Origin of the sequence: Paenibacillus sp. 2TAB23 (assembly GCF_052115165.1) — a bacterium.
In the GTDB taxonomy this organism is placed as follows: Bacteria; Bacillota; Bacilli; order Paenibacillales; family Paenibacillaceae; genus Pristimantibacillus.
Map to the genome: position 1 here is coordinate 143,041 of NZ_JBFRGD010000005.1, position 17,640 is coordinate 160,680.

Genomic DNA, 17,640 nt, shown 5'->3' on the forward strand with positions numbered 1-17,640 from the left:
GCTATCACACATACGCAAATTCTGAGGCTTCCGGATACCTGGAGGCCTCTTTTGAACGTCATCAATGAACAAGATGCAGCCGAAGCGGCTGCATCTTTCATTTATTATTCTGATTTCACTGCTGCTGGAGTTGGATATTTGTGCAGCTGCAAAAAATGTTTGTTTTATTGATAGGAAATTTTCAAGAACGATGATGTTCTAAGATTTTCGATAAGAGCTAGGTGGCTGTCCATGGTAGCTTTTAAAAGCATGAGTAAATGAGTATATGTCGGAATACCCGAGAGAAAGGGCAATATGGGAAATCGGCAGTAAGGTCGTATTTACTATTCTCAAAGCCTCCTGCATGATCAGATTCGTCAGATATCGATGTGGACGGATGCCGACTTTCTGATGAAAAACGTTTGAAAAATGCGAGCGATGAATCCCGACATGATCTGCAATGTCTGTTATAGTTATGCCCTCTTTATAATATAAATGAATATAGTCGAGGCTTGTAGTTAGCCAATCATCGGTTTGAGAGGAAGCTTTAATCGGCTTAGATAAACGAACGATTTGATTCAATAAAGAGTAAAACGCTTGAGTTAAGGAGAGGTCATCCTGTTTCACGAGGTGCTTCCATTCATGCGCAAACTGAAAAAACGACTGTTCAAGATCTTGATTAAAAAAGTTCTCGATATAGGGGTGCTTGAGCGTAAGTCCAAGACGGCTTGTAATGGATGGCATTTGTTTTCCTTCGGCAGCAATCCAAAACATCCGAAGAGCGGGCTTTTCACAAGGTGTAATGTAATATTCATGAATGCTATTAGGGAATAGAGCGAACAGACCGCCTTGCTTAAGTACGATCTCTTCTTGATCTATACGCAATGTAACCTGGCCAGCATGAACAAAATGCAAGCTATAATAAGCAATAAAACGCGGTCCAATATGATAATTAGGCTTTGCCTCGTTATAACCTATGCGAATGGGTATTGCACCGCTATGCTTTTCCAATGCATTTGGCGTGTGATAAAAATGTTCCGCATATTCATGGGTAAATTCTATCATGCAAATGACCTCTTCCGATGTTAAAGGTTGATGAATGTCACTATTATTTTAACATCGTCAGGGACAGGTGGATAGTTACACGTCATTCGGGCAAAAGGCCCTCAAGCCTGCAACGTGCGGCATGATTCCAATGCCAGCAGCTTCGCTACAGACTTCAGGCTTTGAATTGGACAGGTTAAGCGTGACAAACTCTAGGCATGGGCATAGGTTCTTTACCAAGTTCAGCCCATGCATATTTCAGTAGGAGTTCCGTTTTTAACCTAGAGAAATCAGGGTTATTCCACAAGTTATGAACTTCGTCCGGATCCTCCTGCAGATCAAAAATCTCACCGTATGTCTGGTTATAATAAACCGTAATTTTATAGCGTTCATCCACGTACGTTTTCTGATGAATGGTGGTTGCCTCATGCCGGAATTCACAAATAGCATGGTCTCTTGCTTGATCTGACATGCCAAGCCATACTTCCTTCTGGTCTACTCCTGTCATTGCATGTGGGATAGGCAGATCTGAGAAAGACAGGAAGGTAGGCGCAAGATCGACGAGTGATTGAAATGACGCAGAGGTTTTGCCGGCTGCGACGTGCCCCGGGTATCTTACGATGAACGGCAGCTTTATCAAATCCTCATAGTGGAAGCCGCCTTTAGCTTGCAAGCCGTGCTGTCCAAAGAAATGGCCGTGGTCCGTCGTGAAGACAAGCAGGGTATTTTCTGTCAAGCCGAGCTGGTCTAATTTATCCAGAATAGTACCGATATACTTATCCATCATACTGATCATGCCATAATATACAGCGACGAGCTTTTTCTTGTCCTTTTCCGTTAGTCTGAATTTGCTGCCGTACTCGTAGTAATGGTGCGAGCGGTAACCGTGAATGTCAAATCCACTCTCTCGTAAGGACGAGAAGTCAGGTGCCTCTTCCTGAGTCATCCGAAAATGAGGCGGGTTATTATCGTGTTCACCCGGAACCATGCTGGGGATGGTAAGCTTATCGGGGTTGTACATCATATCCCATGGTTCTGGCGCTAAATATTCAGGATGCGGGTCGAAGAAACTGGACCATAAGAAAAAGCTGTCATCATTCTGTTTATATTGTTCCAATAAGCTATTGGTTCGTTCGGCGATCCAGGTATTATAGTGGTATTTCTCAGGTATTGGCCATTTGTAAGTCTGATTTGGATCCATAGTGCCTGTCGGAGGCAAGAAATAATCTCTCCAATTGGTACATCCGTTATCCTCCAGCCATGCGGCATAATGCTGTCCAACATGCGCTTCATTGGTGTGATTTCGTGCTAACTCAACATGAGAGAAGCCGTAAAAAGAGTCTTTATTCGTTCTCCAGTAATCCAAATCCTGAAGCAAAGGGTATGACTCAAGCGATGGATATTGTTCTGTTGACCGCAAAGGCTGAAAATGTGCTTTGCCAACCAATGCCGTTTGATAACCTGCCTTCTGAAAGTCCTCGCCAACGGTATGTCGGTCCTCAAGCAGCTTCGTTCCAAGCGTCCAAGCTCCATGTTGGCTTGGATACATGCCGGTAATTATGGATGCGCGGCTTGGTGTACACGTAGGATTGGGACAGTAAGCACGATTGTACGTTGTTCCTTCGCGAACCAGCCGGTCCAGATTTGGTGTATGGATTTCTTTATTAAATGCCCCTATCGTATTCCAATGCTGCTGGTCACTCGTAATCAATAGAATATTTGGTTTTTTCATCGATTCAGCTCCTTCTTACTCATTATTATAGGCAATATTGGCAGTAAGAAGGATGGTTTAATGTGTCATTCGTATTTGTTAATTTGTAAGGTGTTTTAGAGAGTTTTTCCGTTTATTTATTTTCTGCTGCAGCAACAGAGCTGCCGCATGGAAGCTGGATGAACAGCGACTGAATATAATTGGAAATGAGCTTGGAGCAGGTCGAGGCCGCATGTGCCTTTCAGCGGTGCGAATATATTCGTGAACAGACGCGAAAGCCCCCTTGTTTTCAGGAGCTAATTTTGGGACAATAATAAGCAGAATACGCGCTTCGGTTATATAGGCGGGAATAGACTGGAACTTGCAGTTTTGAAAAGAGGATTATAGATGAATAAACCATCCATATATGGATTAACTTTTGAGCAGCTCACGGACTTTTTTAAGGAGCATGGCTATACGAAGTTCCGGGCAGCGCAGGTATGGGAATGGCTGTACCGGAAACGGGTTACGGCTTTCACCGATATGATTGACGTCAAGGAGGAATGCATCAAGCTGCTCTCTGAGCACTTTGTCCTTCTGACCCTTACGGAGCATACGCGGCAGGAGTCGGCGGACGGAACGAACAAGTTTCTGTTTAAGCTGCATGACGGGAACCTGATCGAGACGGTATTAATGCGGCATAAATTCGGTTTGTCGGTATGCGTAACGACGCAGGTAGGCTGCAACATCGGCTGCAGCTTCTGCGCGAGCGGACTGCTAGCCAAGAGCCGCGACCTGTCCAGCGCTGAGATTGTTGAGCAAATTGTGCAAGCCCAGCTTCACCTGGATCGGATGCAGCAGGATGAGCATGTGAGCCATGTCGTCGTTATGGGTATCGGCGAGCCGTTCGACAATTTCACTAACATGACTGATTTTATCGGCGTCATTAAGAGTCAGAAGGGGCTTGCGATCGCAGCTAGGCACATTACTGTATCAACAAGCGGCCTCGCAGGCAAAATCGTGGAGTTCGCTGATTCCGATCTGCAGGTTAATCTTGCCGTATCCCTTCATGCGCCAAACAATGAGCTGCGGACACGGATTATGAAGATTAACAAAGCGATTCCAATCGAGAAGCTGATGGAGTCCATCGATTATTATTTGGAGAAGACCAATCGCAGAATTACGCTGGAGTATATATTGCTCAAGGATGTGAATGATCAGAAGGAGCATGCGCTCGAGCTTGCGGAGCTGATCGGCAATCGCCGAAGCTTGGCGAATGTGAATCTCATTCCCTATAACCCGGTCGATGAGCATAGCCAGTATCAGCGGACGGATAGAGAGACCATACGCGCCTTCTATGATACCTTGAAGAAGCAAGGAGTTAGCGTCAGCGTTCGTCTGGAGCACGGTACCGATATCGATGCAGCCTGCGGACAGCTTAGAAGCAAGCAAATCAAGAAATCCAAGGAGCTTCAGCTTGGCTAAATAACTGCCGTTTGCATAGGGCATTTCCATTCCAGGGAATGTTCTTTTTTGCGTTAACGTGACAGTCTTCTGCTTCCATCCTTTATCTGTTAAGATGAATTTGCTGCACAGCATGATATTGGCTAAGAAGGGTGTAAAAACATGAAGAAAAAAGCAATGGATTTGCTTATCATTATGGCGGGAGCGTTTATATTCGCATTAGCCATCAATTTATTCGTTATTCCGAATGAGCTCGGAGAGGGCGGAGTTACGGGAATAACGATTATTTTATATTATTTGTTCGAATGGTCGCCAAGCTTAATCAGTTTACTATTCAACTCCTTTCTGTTGGTTGTCGGCTACCGCTTTCTTGACCGGAGAACGGTCATCTATACGATCGCAGCGGTGTTGTTCCACTCGCTTTTCCTGCATCTGACGGAAAATTGGAGTATTGCTTCGGATGAGATTACCGTTAATGCGGTATTCGGCGGTTTGTTTGGCGGGATCGGAATTGGCCTCATCATTCGAGTTGGCGGCACAACTGCTGGGACGACTATTCTCGCCCGCATCGCCAATAAGTATTTGGACTGGAATATCAGCTACGCGCTGCTGTTTTTCGATTTAATAGTCGCCTTCTCGTCTTATTTCATTATCGGTGCAGAGGCGCTTATGCTGACGATAGTCATGCTTTATATTGGGACGAAGGTGATGGACTTCATCATTGAGGGCGTCAATCCGAAGAAAGCCGTTACGATTATTTCGAAGGAGCAGGACAAGATCGCCGAACAAGTCAATGTGGTGATGGACCGAGGGGTTACGGTTATGTACGGCCGCGGTTATTACACGAAAACGCCGCAGGAGATCCTTTATATCGTCATCAGCAAGCAAGAGCTGAGCATACTCAAAAAAATCGTGAAGGCCGCTGACAAAAACGCGTTTATTACGATTCATGACGTACGCGATGTGTTCGGGGAAGGCTTTATTGATATTTCGAAATAAATCATAAAGGCAGCCCATGACTTGGAACTGAACTGTGACCCACGAGAGGGTCACTTTTTTTCAAAGTGTCCTTCTTATGGGTCACAGCCACAGCTCAAACATTGTCATAGGCTACCTTGATGAACTCTTTTGCGTAAGCAGACAGCGCTTTATGGATTAACCTTGATGCGCTGTTCCGGGATCTTGCCCGGATTCTTAGCATGAGGGTTATCCGAGCTCTCGAACGGAACCAAATAATAGCGCTCTTTCTTGAGATCAATAGGCGAATAGCGGTTATAGGAACCGTCAGGAGAGATGGTCGCTTCGCTTGGAAGGATCTCCGTACCCGACTCGGTTACAAGCTTGAAGGCGATATGATTCGCTTGCTCAGGCCAGTCATAATAAAGGATCGTCGAAATAGGGGACAGCTCCATTTGCGTTAACCTTACGAAGTTGCTATTCCCAAGAGAAAGCTCTTGATTGAGGTAAATGGTTTCTCTCGTTGCTGCCAGCTGTTCCGTTGGTACTTGAATGTCAAACACCCATGGCTGATCAACCGGTACGCCTTCCGAAATGATATTATTGTCCAGATTATCGAACGTAATATGGAATTGAATCGTTTCTCCTACCGGGAGTTCTTGCAGCTCCAGTTTATTATAAATGGTAAACATCGCTTCGTTTACTTTGATGGATTGCTGCAGGCTGCCATGCTTCAATGCATGCCCATTCATGAGAATGGTGGGCTGAGGATGCATTTTATAATGAAACTTAACTCCTCTAGCAGGCTCGAACGTTGAGCTGATTAGTAATTGGCCGTTATCCACCAGCACCTCGTTTAACGTCCATTTGCCAAAAGCATTCTCGGCAGCCTGGCCGACCTGTGTTTTGAACGGCGTATAATCTGTATGCTCATTCCTTGCTAGGAATCCTTCAATTTTCGCGCCGACAAAGGGGATATCAGCAAAGGTTACCCTGCCCATACTCAAAGAGATTCCCGCTGCAAGGATAAAAAGCGCTGCAATTCCTGCGTATTTCCTTAATTTCAGTTGACGGCTTCTTATCTTCTTAATGACACGATTTCTCCATTTCTTCTTCTGGTAATCGGTTAGCTGCATTTCCTCATACTCGCTTACATCTATTGTTACATCATTGAGCTCCGTATAGATTGACATACTCTCACCCCTTAAATTTCAGTGCTTTTGATCAAAATACGCTTTAGCTTCTTTCGTCCTCTGGAGAGCTTGTTATGCACCCACGATTCCTTTGCTTGAAACGCTTGGGCGATTTCGCTTGATGGCGTACCCTCCAAATAATATTTTTCGAAAATATGCCTTTCGCTCGGTGTCAGCTGCTCAAGCGCTTCGTCGATTATGCTCTCCGGCACCGTGACCGAATGAATCATGCTCTCTTTTATGTCCGGAACGGAGAATTGCCGGCTTCGCATCGTGATTTGTTTCCTTTGATAATCGATCGCTTTGTATTTGGCTATCGCTGCGACCCATTGCTTAAACGAGTTTTTGGCCGGATCAAAGGAATGGATATGGTGCCATACCGACAGCAACACATCATCGAGACACTCCTCATAATCCTGCTGCTGGTCATTTAAATGGCGTTTAATAATAGCGGCAAGCAAGCCGCCATATTGATTGATCATAAAGGCGATCGCTTTTTCATTTTTATTCAGCAGCTGTTCGACGACATTGTGTTCAGTGATCTTCAAGTGTTCAGCCCTCCTTGCCGTTAATTAGTGTTCCTATTAGGTAATACGAAGCCGGAACGGCAGATCTATCACAGGAGAAAAGGATTTGTATATGCTGTATTCTTTGCATTTCACTCATTATAGCGCTATACCGTCAGCTGGAAGTCATCGCTTTTCGCTTATTTTTGCAATATAGGGTAAGATTAGAGGAAGAATGCAAATGGGAGCTGTTCAAATGTCGAACGAAGAAGTGATATTAACCCAAGAGGGCTTAGAGCAATTGCAAGCCGAGTTGGACGATCTGAAGTACGTTAAGCGAAAGGAACTGGCCGCTCGGATTAAGCTGGCGATCAGCTACGGCGATTTGAAGGAAAACAGCGAATACCATTCCGCTAAGAACGATCAGTCATTTATGGAAACGAGAATCATAATATTAACTAAGATGCTCAAAAAAGCACGCGTAATCGAAGCCGATTCCCTCGATCTCTCCAAGGTCAATATCGGGTTGACCGTTATTCTTAACGATATCGAATTTTCCGAGAAAATCTCTTATAAGATCGTAGGCACGGAGGAAGCGGACGTAGCGGAAAATAAAATTTCTTACGAAAGCCCGCTGGGCAAGGAGCTGCTAGGGAAGACCGTAGGCAGCATTATTAGCGTTAACGCACCAATGGGAGTTATTCAATACGAGCTTCTTGAAATCAAATCGACCTAATCATTCATTCCTAAAGCAAAGGATGGGGCGAAAATGGGAAAGCAATTCGATGCCATGTTACCTCAGCATGAAGCGTTTATTCGGCAGCAGCATATCTATTTTATCGGATCGGCTCCGTTATCGGAGGAAGGGCATGTCAGTGTATCACCTAAAGGACATGATTCCTTGCGGATTCTGTCTGCGAGCCGCGTCGCCTACTTGGACTTAACAGGCAGCGGCAATGAAACGAGCGCGCATCTGGAAGAGAACGGAAGGATTACGGTGATGTTCTGCGCGTTTGACGGAGCACCCAATATCCTTAGGCTTTACGGCACTGGGAAGGTCGTGCTTCCTGATTCACCGGAATGGGATACGCTCTATCCGTTGTTTACGCCGCTGCCGGGCGCTAGACAGATCATGGATATTGAGGTGCACAAGGTGCAAACCTCTTGCGGGTATTCGATTCCGTTTATGTCTTACACAGGCGAGCGGGATACGCTCCAGCGCTGGGCGGCTCAGAAGGGTGAAGACGAGCTGATACAATACCGGAAAGAAAAAAACATGAAGAGCATTGATGGCATGCCAACCACTTTGAGTGTTCTTTATAAGTAATAGCGCAGCGCGGCCGGCTAATTCGACATTGTCGAATTAGCTTTTTTCAAAATATAGGAAAGTATATTAGCGAAAACTTGCGGAAACGACAGCATTACTCGTCTATTGAGCGTAAAAAACAAGGATCGACAAAATCAGATGAGAAAAGATTAATGAGCTATGGGACTCTAGCATGATGTAAACTAACACTTAGTATGGCAAAGTAATACTTAGGAATGCAATACACTGACTATTACCTTTTGGAAGCTAGATATGTTTCCCCAAAACTTTTCAAGGAGGAAAGCATTTATGAACTATCATTTCTTTGTAGGCAACGATAACGGAAACAGTGAGCATGATTTGATCATCGACGGAAAATTGGTCCAGCAGCCCAATGTGAATTGTACGGTGGACGAGCTGCCGTGGAGTGAGGAGCAAACGCCGGAAAGCTTTATTAAAAACTTGCAGGATCAGCTCGTCGTTACGATTGATTCGCCAGCGGCAAGGCCGGGGATGTATTATGTCGGCAAATTCGCGCTTGAAAGCGGAGAAATTCTAGATAACCTTCAGATCGGAATTGATTTGAAAAGTGATATGGACCTTCCGGTCATTAATACGCTTGCCCAAATCGCAGCAATGGCTGTACAGAAGGCTTACGAGGAAGAAAAGAAGATCCCAGCGCAAATCGACGTGGAGGCGGATATGGCAACTGCACTGCCGGTAACTCAGCACACGGATGAAACTTCGACAAAATTCGAGAAGCGTTTCACCTCGGGCACGCATCACGTAACGGTGCATCTGGGTATGCAGCGTGTGGCCGTGAAGATCGTATTCCCATTCGCTAAGGTCGTGCCGGAAGCAACACCGGTAATATTCACTTTGCAGAAGGACGCCGCGGGCAGCTGGAGAGAAGGAGAAATATTCGGCGATTTCCTGGAATCCTACGGTATCGAGAAGAAATTCAACGGCAGCTATTTCAAGGACAAGCGTATCCTTCACGTAGATATTGGCGATGGCTCGACAGAGTATCCGATTACGGAGGGCAATAAGTTTCTGCGTCAGTTCGTTCATGGCAGCCATCATGGCGCTGGTTATGCCATCGAAGAAGCGCTGCAGGAATTTAATCGCCTCATCCATTTGCCGGACAGCCCTCGCCAATTTTTCAGCGATGTCATTAAAAACCCCGGGCATAAATATCATGCACGTGCACTTAAGACATTGAAGCGTCCGCTTGAGAGCCAAGTTAGACAAATCGTTCAGCATGTGAAGAAGCAGCTGACCAAAGCGCGCAATGAAATTGACTTGATCTGCGTTTACGGCGGGGGCAGTATTCTTATGCGCTCCGTCCTGTACGCACAGCTGAAGGAGCTGTGTGAGGAACGGGAAATGCAGCTGCTTTATATTCCGGCTGAATATGCCGTACAGCTTAACGCAATGGGACTTGATGCCTTCGTACGCGGGAAAATCTATGAAGCGCTCAAAAGCAAAGCGGTTCAGCCCGTATAAGGAGCATCACGCAAACATCGGCATATTCTAACGGATTCTGGTAGGTGATTGATATGAAGAAAACAAAACTGCCCGGTGACAATATTAGCTTGAAAACCAAAAAAACAGAGGACCCGCTGGTTATGCAGTGGTTGAATACTCAATCGAATCTTATGGATTCGCTGCGTTATTTGGTCGAGAAAGAAATCGCTAGCAATGGTGTGCGCAATTTGCAAGCATTCGTTCCGATGGAGCGAAGCACCCTGCAAGCGGGTGAGCCTGCAACGCAAGAAATGGATCTTCGCGCGCATTTGGCTGCTGGACTTGGACAGTTCGCAGCGGCAGTAGAAGAGGTTATTACACCTCCAAAGCCGCCTGAGCCTGCTGCTGAAGAAGAGTTCGATGACGATGATATTGAAGCTTGGAGCTAACTGAAAGCAACATTAGGTAATGATAATTAAGCATAAAGGCATACCAAGTAATGTTTTGTATTACTTAGAATGCCTTTATTTTATTGGATAAGCCAGTCCGAGGTGTTTCTTAGAGATACTTAGTATTACTTAGGATTACTTAATATAATTTAATATCACTAAGCGACTCATGCGCGGTTTTTGCTTGAAGGTAAAAGGGCTGAATAACGAGGTTTTCATTCAAGGGGAAAATCCAGACAGTGTTGGCCTAGCAGCAGAAATGAGCTATTCAATGGGAAATGTGGACAAAAAAGAAGGAGAGCGCGATGCTCTCCTTCTTTTTTGTGTATTAGTGTGCAAGTGCGAATAGGCCGTGGATGTGCGAAAGATAACGAATGTTGCTCGCTTCCTTCATCAACGATGCAGGCAAGCCTTTCAGCTGCGTTGCATTTCCGCCGATTGTGCCCACGCCGTCTTTGCGGCCAAGGCTGCCAAGCGTACCAGAGAATACCGGAACGAACTTATCCATAACGCCGCCCTTGATTTGAACCGCTAGGTTGTAGCCTACCGTTTCGCCCATTTGCCAAGCAAGCTGAGCTGTAGGAGGGTAAGGACGGTCGCCGCCCTCAGGGAATACTACCGCGCAGTCGCCTGCTAGGAATACGTCAGCGTGCGAAGTCGATTGAAGCGTTGGTGTAACCGTCGAACGGCCACGGTCCTCTGCAAGGCCGCTGCTGCCGACAACAGGGTTGCCTTTAACGCCGCCAGTCCAGATGATTGTGCTGGATTCGATTGTGCGTCCGTCTTTCAAAGATACGGAGCTTTTGGTTGCTTCGGTAATCGCTACGCTCGTAATGAAGTTCACGCCGCGCTTCTCTAGGCTTGTCACTGCACGATCGATCAATACTTTAGGGAAGATTGGCAGAACGGCAGGGCCGGCTTCTACGCAATATAGGGAAATATCATTGAAGTCGATGCCTTTGCTGCGGCATACTTCAGGAAGTCTGTCTGCGAATTCGCCAACAAGCTCAACGCCTGTCAAGCCGCCGCCGCCAACAACGATTGTTGCGTCAGCTTTGTTGCCTGATTTTTTGTAAGCGTCAAGACGGTCTTCCACATGCTTGCGAATTTTGTTAGCATCGGAAACGGACTTAAGAACAAGGCTGTTCTCTTCGAGTCCAGGAATTCCGAAGTAGTTCGTTTCGCTGCCTAGGGCAACGACAAGCGTGTCGTACTTTTGCACTTGGCCGCTAGAGAGAACCACTTGCTTCTCGTTCGGTTTAATTTCTTTTACAGTGTCAACAACGATATTGACTTGTTTGTCGCCAAGAAGCTTGCTTAGCGGCAGAGCAACGGCTTGCTCAGCAGTCGTATCGCCGGCAAGTCTGTGCAGCTCAGTGATGATTTGGTGAGTAGGGAAACGGTTTACGATTGTGATGCTTGCTTCTGCTGCGCTTAGGTGCTTGCGAGCTGTTAGCGCAGTTAGAAGACCGCCGTAACCGCCACCAAGAATTAGAATTTGCTTCGACATGTTCATCCTCCGTTCGTTCTATACGTAATCAGTGTATTATGCTTTTTCGTTTTTCCGTTCCGACAATACGCTAAGGAATGCTTGTGCAAAGCGAAGCGTTTTTTGAACTTCTGGATCCTTCAGCATTTTCAGCATAGCGAATAGGCCAACGGATGATCCAGCAGCCTCTTGCGAGCGCTCGCCAGCTTCCATAGCTGCAGTAGCGATACCTTTTGCTTTTTCTTGAACCGGTTTGACGAATTCACCGATACCTTGAGCGAAATCGTTGATCAACACTTTGTCTGTTGCAATGCCTTGCGCGAAGTCATAAGCTTTAGTCATCAGTGTAACCATTTCAGCTAGTTTAGGAAGGTTGTCTACAAGTACAGTCAGAGACTGTTGAACCTCCGGCTTCAATAACTGATCAAGTACATCCAAAGTTTGCTTTTCTTCCACGAGGCTTGCTGCGACCTCTTGTCCAGCAGTTGGTTGTGACATAATAGAATGTCCTCCTTTGCGTAAATTTGAAAGTAAGTTGTGGTCTCAATTGTGCCAGTCGCTAAGTGAAGCTTAACATCCTTGAAGTTTGTTACACTTTTCACATAGTTTCGCAAAAAAATGTGTGTGCGTTAGTAACAGCCTTATCCCGGCTATCGGACAAGGAAGCATTAGCGAGTATGACGTAATCGGATTGAACCCTTTGATTCTATTCTACATCGTTTTTGCCAAAAGTTAAAAAGAAATTTATTACTTTCTGTAAAAAAATATTGCGATTTGTCGCTTTAGGCTAAGAAACGGGTAATATTCGCCCTTAACAGGCCTATTGAAGAGAAGGAGAACGATTGACATGAAGCCATTTACTCAGAAGGTAATCTTGATTATCCAGTCGATACCGGCGGGTGCTGTCATGACTTATGGTCAAATAGCAGAGCAAGCCGGCAGCCGAAGAGGCGCAAGGCAGGTCGTTCGCATTCTGCATTCGCTTAGCGGTATTCATAACCTTCCCTGGCACAGAGTCATTAATGCAAAAGGAGAAATTGCCATAACCGACGAGGAGGCGCGTTATTCGCAGATTCGATTTCTTGGAGAGGAAGGCATTGAAGTAAGTGCAGAGGGACGAATCGATTTAGAAAAATACAGGTATGACTATAATTAACATTTTCTAATAAAGGCTGATTTGAAACCCCGTATCCGAACCTTTATTATGGTATAGACCAATCGGAAGGGAGAGAAAGAATATGACTACTGAAATAACACCTGGAAATGTACGAAACTTCACTGTTTCGACCGAAATCTTTTACAATCCGAGCTTGGATATTTATTCGCAAATGATTTATATCGTATTGAGTTCAAGCACGGCGGATACGGCGTCGCTCACCTTAGATGAGGTTGCCAAAAAGGGACGCATGACGACAAAACTAGCCATTAAAGCGATGCAGTCCTTAGTAGATGAGCAGTTAATACCACATAAATTGTTCCGTAAAATGATCGGGGAATTCCAGGATGACCGTTTGTCTTGGGCGGCCAAAGGCCTGCTTACGTATTGTAAAGAGCATAAGGAAATTACGTTATCGGAGCTGCTGACGCTCTCGGATCAGTCTGGGGAAGACGAGCAAAGCATTCGGAAAGCGCTGATGGAGCTCGAACGCAATGGCTACCTGGAGGAGTTTCCGGAGCTGAGCAGGCTGACTTCATAAGAAAAAGCAGGACGTATCCGGCCAAATGTGCCGCGTACGTCCTGCTTTTTTCAATCGCAGAAGCATATGCTTATTCTTTGCTTAATCGTTTCAGAAGAGAGTCTCCGTTTTTTCCAACCACAATATGCGCAAACTTCGCTTGCCGCTCAGTCTCCATTCCGGTGCCTTCCGGAACAAAGTAGGTTTCAATGCCATAGTAGATGCCGTCCCAGCCATTATAGACGCCATTAATGACGATTTCTTTGGCGCTTAACGGCTCTCCTTGCGAATATAACCGGCTAAATTGATAGATGCCATTCGCATCTTCCTGGAGTACGGCCTTGATGCGGCGCGAGCCTCCGCGGGCCTCAAGTTCCTTATTTACGATGGACGGCGGAGTGGAAATGCTGTAATTGAGCGTAACGTAATCTCCTTGCAGCAGCGATCTCGGATCAAGCGGTTCAATGGCAAGCTTTACGGGAGTCCCGCCAGAGAGCAGGATCTCGCTCGTCGCAGCGTGATACCCGACATAGCCAAGCTGAAGCACAATGACTATGGCCATTAGAACAGGACTCTTATGCAGAATTCGGCTGTAAGCATCCGAATCCTCAGGAACGCCAGCGCGTGATCGATAGGCAAATAAATAAGTAACGGCGATGGCGATCATGCCTAGGAGAGCAAGGGTTATTGATTTATGAAGCAGCGTCCAGAACAAGTCATAGTATTTGAAGCCAACAAAGATGAACCAAAACACTAAGCTCGCCGCTGCTTCGAGCGTCTGCTTCCGGCGAACGAATAGGAATGAAAGAACGGTCACGACAAGGAAGTTGATTACATTAAAAAGCTCATAGGAATACGGGAAAATATCAGGCATAAACGTGAGCCAAAACATCAGCAGCAGCGTAAATAGCAGTCCGCATTCCCTTACATGCTGTCGCATGGCCCCTTCGCTTAGAAGATAGTGGCTCGCAAAGACGACGGCGTTCAGCGCAGCCATAATGAGTACAATAAAGGATGAAGCATGCTGAATGTATTCAAACAGCTGGAACAGCAGAATGGCGATGTTCAGGTTAATGAGCGAATAGCTGAATAAGTGCTGCGTCCTTCCGTGAAGTCTAAACCAGCCAGCAGCCGTTAGAGCAAGATACAGAAGCGTTAAGGCTGCGGCGTCAATCCATATGATGGCGACGATCCCTGCCGCGTATCCAATCGTGAGAACCGTGTACCGGATGACCGGATTAAGGCGCCGAAGCAGCAGCATAGGAAGCACGAACAGGAAGGAGAGGATGAGTAAAACCTGCTCCGGATCCGCATTGTTCGATGCAAGCAAGACTAATCCCACCAGTGAGATGCTCCCGATCAACACACCGATTACCGTCACGATTGTGGATACGATTTTGCCAACAAGGACGCTTTGATGCTCTTCCTTCAGCTTGGGCTCCGCATGCGGTTCATCAGTTGCTTCGTCAGCTCCGAGCTTGTTGAGGAAGCGGAAGAAAAAGAAATTTGCGGTCAGCAGCAAGGCGACGAACAGCAAGCCGAAAACAAAAAATGTTGTAGAAGCATGCTCTGAGAGCAGCTCTAGAAATTTAAATACGGCAAATGCGGACGCGGCTAGCGCATTAAGCGTAAGCATCACCTTGTCCAGGCGAACCCGGATGAAGTAGTAGAACCCGGTCGCTATTGCAGCGATGCAAGCGATGTTCATCCAAAAGCCAAAATGCTCGAACTGCGTCGAATTGCTTAGAAAAAGCAAGGCAATATGGAAGACGATAAAGCTAACGAATTTCAGCGGAGCTGAAGGCAGAAGCTTGGACTGTGTGAGCAGGAGCAGAATAAGGTTGATGAGCGCAAACATGCAGCCGATCAGCCAAAGCTCGTTATCTGTGCGTTCCATGTACATGGAGCTTGGGAAAAAATATTGCCACAGCGTCAAATGTATAAGGACATAGGACAACAAATAAAACGGGTTGAAGCGCGTAATAAAAGAGAACAGCAGTGCGGGAATCGACCATACCAGAAACAGCTCGTACGTGTCCGCATGGGAATTGTAAATTTGGTTGAGCAGCGCAACGGCGGCGCCGAATGAAATACAGCCGCCCACTAGGAATAGAGCGGACAGGAAAGAGTGATGTCCGAGCATGATTTTCATTTTGGCAAAAAAGACAGATGCTCCGTAGAACAGCACCATGATGCCAGCGGAGGCAAGAATTTTATCGGCACGGTCTAAGCCGCCCCAGTTGGCAGCGAAAAAGTAGATGATGGCAGCAAGCAGCAGGGACACGCCCATCAGGAAACCGACGCGGGTAACATTCAATCGCAGCATTGTACTCACATGCCTTTCTTGGTGGTATGTCTTGTATTATAATGACCCAATCCTTGGCGAGATAGTACTCACTTTTTGTAGTACTATTCCAAGTTGCCATTCGTCTCGCTGCAATATGATTACCCTCGTTATCCACCTGTTAATCGCTCGAATCCTTTTGGGCATGGATAAATGGACGACTACGTTAGGCTTAAATGATGCCAACTGCCAGCTTCAATTCTATGGCAAGCAAAAAACTCCTGACAGCAGCTATCAGGAGTTTTCTACTTGTTTCTAACTGCCGATTACATGGCTTTCGTCAACGTTGCGGATTGATTCGACTGTTTCCAATTGACGTTCCAGCCTAGCCATTCTGCAATGAAACGAAGAGGAACTTGCGTACGTCCGTCTTTGATATGAACGACGGCATCAAGGGTCACTTTAGCACCGTTGACTTGAATGACATTTTTGCCTAGCCAGAATACGACCTTATCCTCGCCAACTCTAAGCTCAACCGTTTTGTTTGCCGGTACATATTGAACGTTTGCGCCAAGCGTATCCGTCAATGTGCGAAGAGAGACGAAGGTCGTACCGTTCTTGACGTAAGGAGCAACATCCATCATGGCGTTTTTGCCATTAATTTGCGCATTTTTGTTACCAAGCTGGAACCAAATCGTTGTAACATTATTCGGATTCTCCGGCTGTGTAACCGGCGGTTTTACTTGAAAGAGCTCCGGTTTTTGGGTAACGATGGCACCGCCAAGCGCCTTGCCTACGCCGAACATGAAGCTGTAGCCTTTGCGGAAGCTGTCGTACAGACCCGTTTTATTGCCCGATTGATAAATATCAAAGGCAGCAAGCACAAGCTTCTCATGCTCCGCAATTGCAGCAGTAGCGCCTGCGGTTGGCAGGTTCTCGCCTGTTGCGCTGCCAAGGAATTTGCCGAACGCTACGGAGAAAGCAACCAGCTTGGCTCTCGCTTTGCCAATGGCAGCGGTATCGCCCGCAAGCACGGCTGTGATGATTTCATCCTGTGCGAAGATATGATCGCCTGTCCATACTTTCTTGAATGCCGCACCGCCCTCAGCCCCATAGATCGATGCAATGGCAGCCGTGAAATCATTGGTGTTGCCATCTTGGGCCTCCAAGAGAGCGGCATAGGCTGGGGATTTGTCAAAACCCTTCTGCATGCTGAGCACGGCTAATGCGTAATGCTCAGCCGCCAAGTGGTTCAGTGCGGATCGCAAATCTCCGGCAGGCGTATCGGAGCGGGTTTGATTGAATTTGGCCGGCAGCTGCGCAGTGATCGCGCCTGCTAATGCATCGCTGACACCGAACATGAAGCCTAAGCCTTCGCGAAACTCGGTATATGCTGCTTTGTAATTGCCTGCGGCATAGAAATCGAATACTTCGAGCACCTGCTTCTCATGCGTTCGGACGACATCTTGAGCGGCAGCAGCTGGCAGGTTGCCTTCCGTCGCGGAGCCAAGGAAGCTTCCGAATTCCTTCGCGAAGGCTTCCAGCTCGTTCCGTGCTGCCGTTTGGCCCGTCATGTCCTTGCTTTTCACGGCGGTCACATACTTGTCGGTGTAGCCATTATGAGCTGCGAAGATGCGGTCAAATTCCTTGGCACCAGCATCGCCATAGATGGACGCGATTGCGGGCACCATGTCTTTCGCGTTTTGATTCAGCGCAGCCTGAGCCGAGGCTGCGTCCGATGCGCCATCATATGCTTTGGTCATGGAGACGACCGCCAGCGTGAAATGCTCGGATAGCAAGTAATCGAGTCCTGCTCGAAGCTCAACTGCAGGCGTATCTACGCTCGGCTTCATTGATTCTGCTTGAACACTTTGCGTACCTGCCAGTGCGGGAAGCAGCAGAGACAAGCTAAGTACGGGGGCAAGCCATTTTTTCATTTTCATGGTACATTCACTCTCCTCGTATGTGGTTGTTTTACTTTCTTACTAAGGCTCACGCTGAGATGGAAGAGTTGGATCACCATTTGCGAAAAAAGTTTTTTGGAGCTGAGTTTGCGCATGGAACAAGGCTGTAATCAAAGAGGAAGATAGGGGGGACAAGAACTAGGCGGCTGTTCCAGCTTTTTATGTGCGAGTC

Annotated in this window: 16 protein-coding genes; 8 read left to right on the forward strand and 8 right to left on the reverse strand. The window is 46.7% G+C overall.

What is annotated here, in order from left to right:
• Positions 1 to 198: 198 nt before the first annotated feature.
• The gene (locus AB4Z29_RS10145) at positions 199 to 1,044 is read right to left on the reverse strand and encodes an AraC family transcriptional regulator (RefSeq protein ID WP_441942940.1); all 846 of its coding nucleotides are present in this window, start codon (positions 1,042 to 1,044) and stop codon (positions 199 to 201) included.
• 175 nt (positions 1,045 to 1,219) lie between these two features.
• The gene (locus tag AB4Z29_RS10150; RefSeq protein WP_441942941.1) at positions 1,220 to 2,755 is read right to left on the reverse strand and encodes a sulfatase family protein; all 1,536 of its coding nucleotides are present in this window, start codon (positions 2,753 to 2,755) and stop codon (positions 1,220 to 1,222) included.
• A gap of 366 nt (positions 2,756 to 3,121) precedes the next feature.
• Between AB4Z29_RS10150 and rlmN the strand changes: the two genes are divergently transcribed.
• Together rlmN and AB4Z29_RS10160 are read left to right on the forward strand one after the other, a co-directional pair.
• Positions 3,122 to 4,198: a 23S rRNA (adenine(2503)-C(2))-methyltransferase RlmN gene (rlmN, locus tag AB4Z29_RS10155; protein ID WP_441942942.1), complete on the forward strand. Its 1,077-nt coding sequence runs from the start codon at positions 3,122 to 3,124 to the stop codon at positions 4,196 to 4,198.
• 141 nt (positions 4,199 to 4,339) lie between these two features.
• A complete protein-coding gene (locus AB4Z29_RS10160) occupies positions 4,340 to 5,176 on the forward strand; it encodes a YitT family protein (RefSeq protein ID WP_183563149.1) in 837 nt (278 codons plus the stop codon).
• Positions 5,177 to 5,325: 149 nt separating this feature from the next.
• Here the strand turns inward: AB4Z29_RS10160 and AB4Z29_RS10165 are convergent, their stop codons facing one another.
• Both AB4Z29_RS10165 and AB4Z29_RS10170 read right to left on the reverse strand, forming a co-directional pair.
• Positions 5,326 to 6,327, reverse strand: a complete 1,002-nt coding sequence (locus AB4Z29_RS10165) for a DUF4179 domain-containing protein (RefSeq protein ID WP_441942943.1) — start codon at positions 6,325 to 6,327, stop codon at positions 5,326 to 5,328.
• 11 nt (positions 6,328 to 6,338) lie between these two features.
• On the reverse strand, positions 6,339 to 6,875 hold the full coding sequence (locus AB4Z29_RS10170) for a sigma-70 family RNA polymerase sigma factor (protein ID WP_441942944.1): 537 nt from the start codon (positions 6,873 to 6,875) through the stop codon (positions 6,339 to 6,341).
• Positions 6,876 to 7,089: 214 nt separating this feature from the next.
• On the opposite strand from AB4Z29_RS10170, the gene greA reads away from it, so the two are divergent.
• The 4 genes from greA (at position 7,090) to AB4Z29_RS10190 (ending at position 10,055) form a co-directional block, all read left to right on the forward strand.
• A complete protein-coding gene (gene greA / locus AB4Z29_RS10175; RefSeq protein ID WP_441943079.1) occupies positions 7,090 to 7,569 on the forward strand; it encodes a transcription elongation factor GreA in 480 nt (159 codons plus the stop codon).
• Between the two features lie 33 nt (positions 7,570 to 7,602).
• Positions 7,603 to 8,160: a pyridoxamine 5'-phosphate oxidase family protein gene (locus tag AB4Z29_RS10180; RefSeq protein WP_441942945.1), complete on the forward strand. Its 558-nt coding sequence runs from the start codon at positions 7,603 to 7,605 to the stop codon at positions 8,158 to 8,160.
• 288 nt (positions 8,161 to 8,448) lie between these two features.
• Positions 8,449 to 9,645 (forward strand): ParM/StbA family protein, encoded by a 1,197-nt coding sequence (locus tag AB4Z29_RS10185; RefSeq protein WP_183563137.1) that lies wholly within the window; start codon positions 8,449 to 8,451, stop codon positions 9,643 to 9,645.
• A 53-nt stretch (positions 9,646 to 9,698) separates the two neighbouring features.
• Entirely contained in the window at positions 9,699 to 10,055 is a 357-nt protein-coding gene (locus AB4Z29_RS10190) for a hypothetical protein (protein ID WP_441942946.1), read from the forward strand.
• Positions 10,056 to 10,383: 328 nt separating this feature from the next.
• Here AB4Z29_RS10190 and AB4Z29_RS10195 read toward each other — a convergent pair whose 3' ends face one another.
• Together AB4Z29_RS10195 and AB4Z29_RS10200 are read right to left on the reverse strand one after the other, a co-directional pair.
• Complete coding sequence (locus AB4Z29_RS10195; protein WP_441942948.1) at positions 10,384 to 11,565, reverse strand: NAD(P)/FAD-dependent oxidoreductase; 1,182 nt, start codon at positions 11,563 to 11,565, stop codon at positions 10,384 to 10,386.
• 36 nt (positions 11,566 to 11,601) lie between these two features.
• The gene (locus AB4Z29_RS10200; protein ID WP_183563124.1) at positions 11,602 to 12,042 is read right to left on the reverse strand and encodes a DUF1641 domain-containing protein; all 441 of its coding nucleotides are present in this window, start codon (positions 12,040 to 12,042) and stop codon (positions 11,602 to 11,604) included.
• Positions 12,043 to 12,391: 349 nt separating this feature from the next.
• Between AB4Z29_RS10200 and AB4Z29_RS10205 the strand changes: the two genes are divergently transcribed.
• Both AB4Z29_RS10205 and AB4Z29_RS10210 read left to right on the forward strand, forming a co-directional pair.
• Positions 12,392 to 12,700, forward strand: a complete 309-nt coding sequence (locus tag AB4Z29_RS10205; protein ID WP_441942949.1) for an MGMT family protein — start codon at positions 12,392 to 12,394, stop codon at positions 12,698 to 12,700.
• A gap of 82 nt (positions 12,701 to 12,782) precedes the next feature.
• Positions 12,783 to 13,241: a hypothetical protein gene (locus AB4Z29_RS10210; RefSeq protein ID WP_441942950.1), complete on the forward strand. Its 459-nt coding sequence runs from the start codon at positions 12,783 to 12,785 to the stop codon at positions 13,239 to 13,241.
• Positions 13,242 to 13,311: 70 nt separating this feature from the next.
• Here the strand turns inward: AB4Z29_RS10210 and AB4Z29_RS10215 are convergent, their stop codons facing one another.
• Positions 13,312 to 15,546: a GDYXXLXY domain-containing protein gene (locus AB4Z29_RS10215; RefSeq protein ID WP_441942951.1), complete on the reverse strand. Its 2,235-nt coding sequence runs from the start codon at positions 15,544 to 15,546 to the stop codon at positions 13,312 to 13,314.
• A gap of 284 nt (positions 15,547 to 15,830) precedes the next feature.
• The gene (locus AB4Z29_RS10220) at positions 15,831 to 17,447 is read right to left on the reverse strand and encodes a copper amine oxidase N-terminal domain-containing protein (RefSeq protein WP_441942952.1); all 1,617 of its coding nucleotides are present in this window, start codon (positions 17,445 to 17,447) and stop codon (positions 15,831 to 15,833) included.
• Positions 17,448 to 17,640 lie beyond the last annotated feature (193 nt).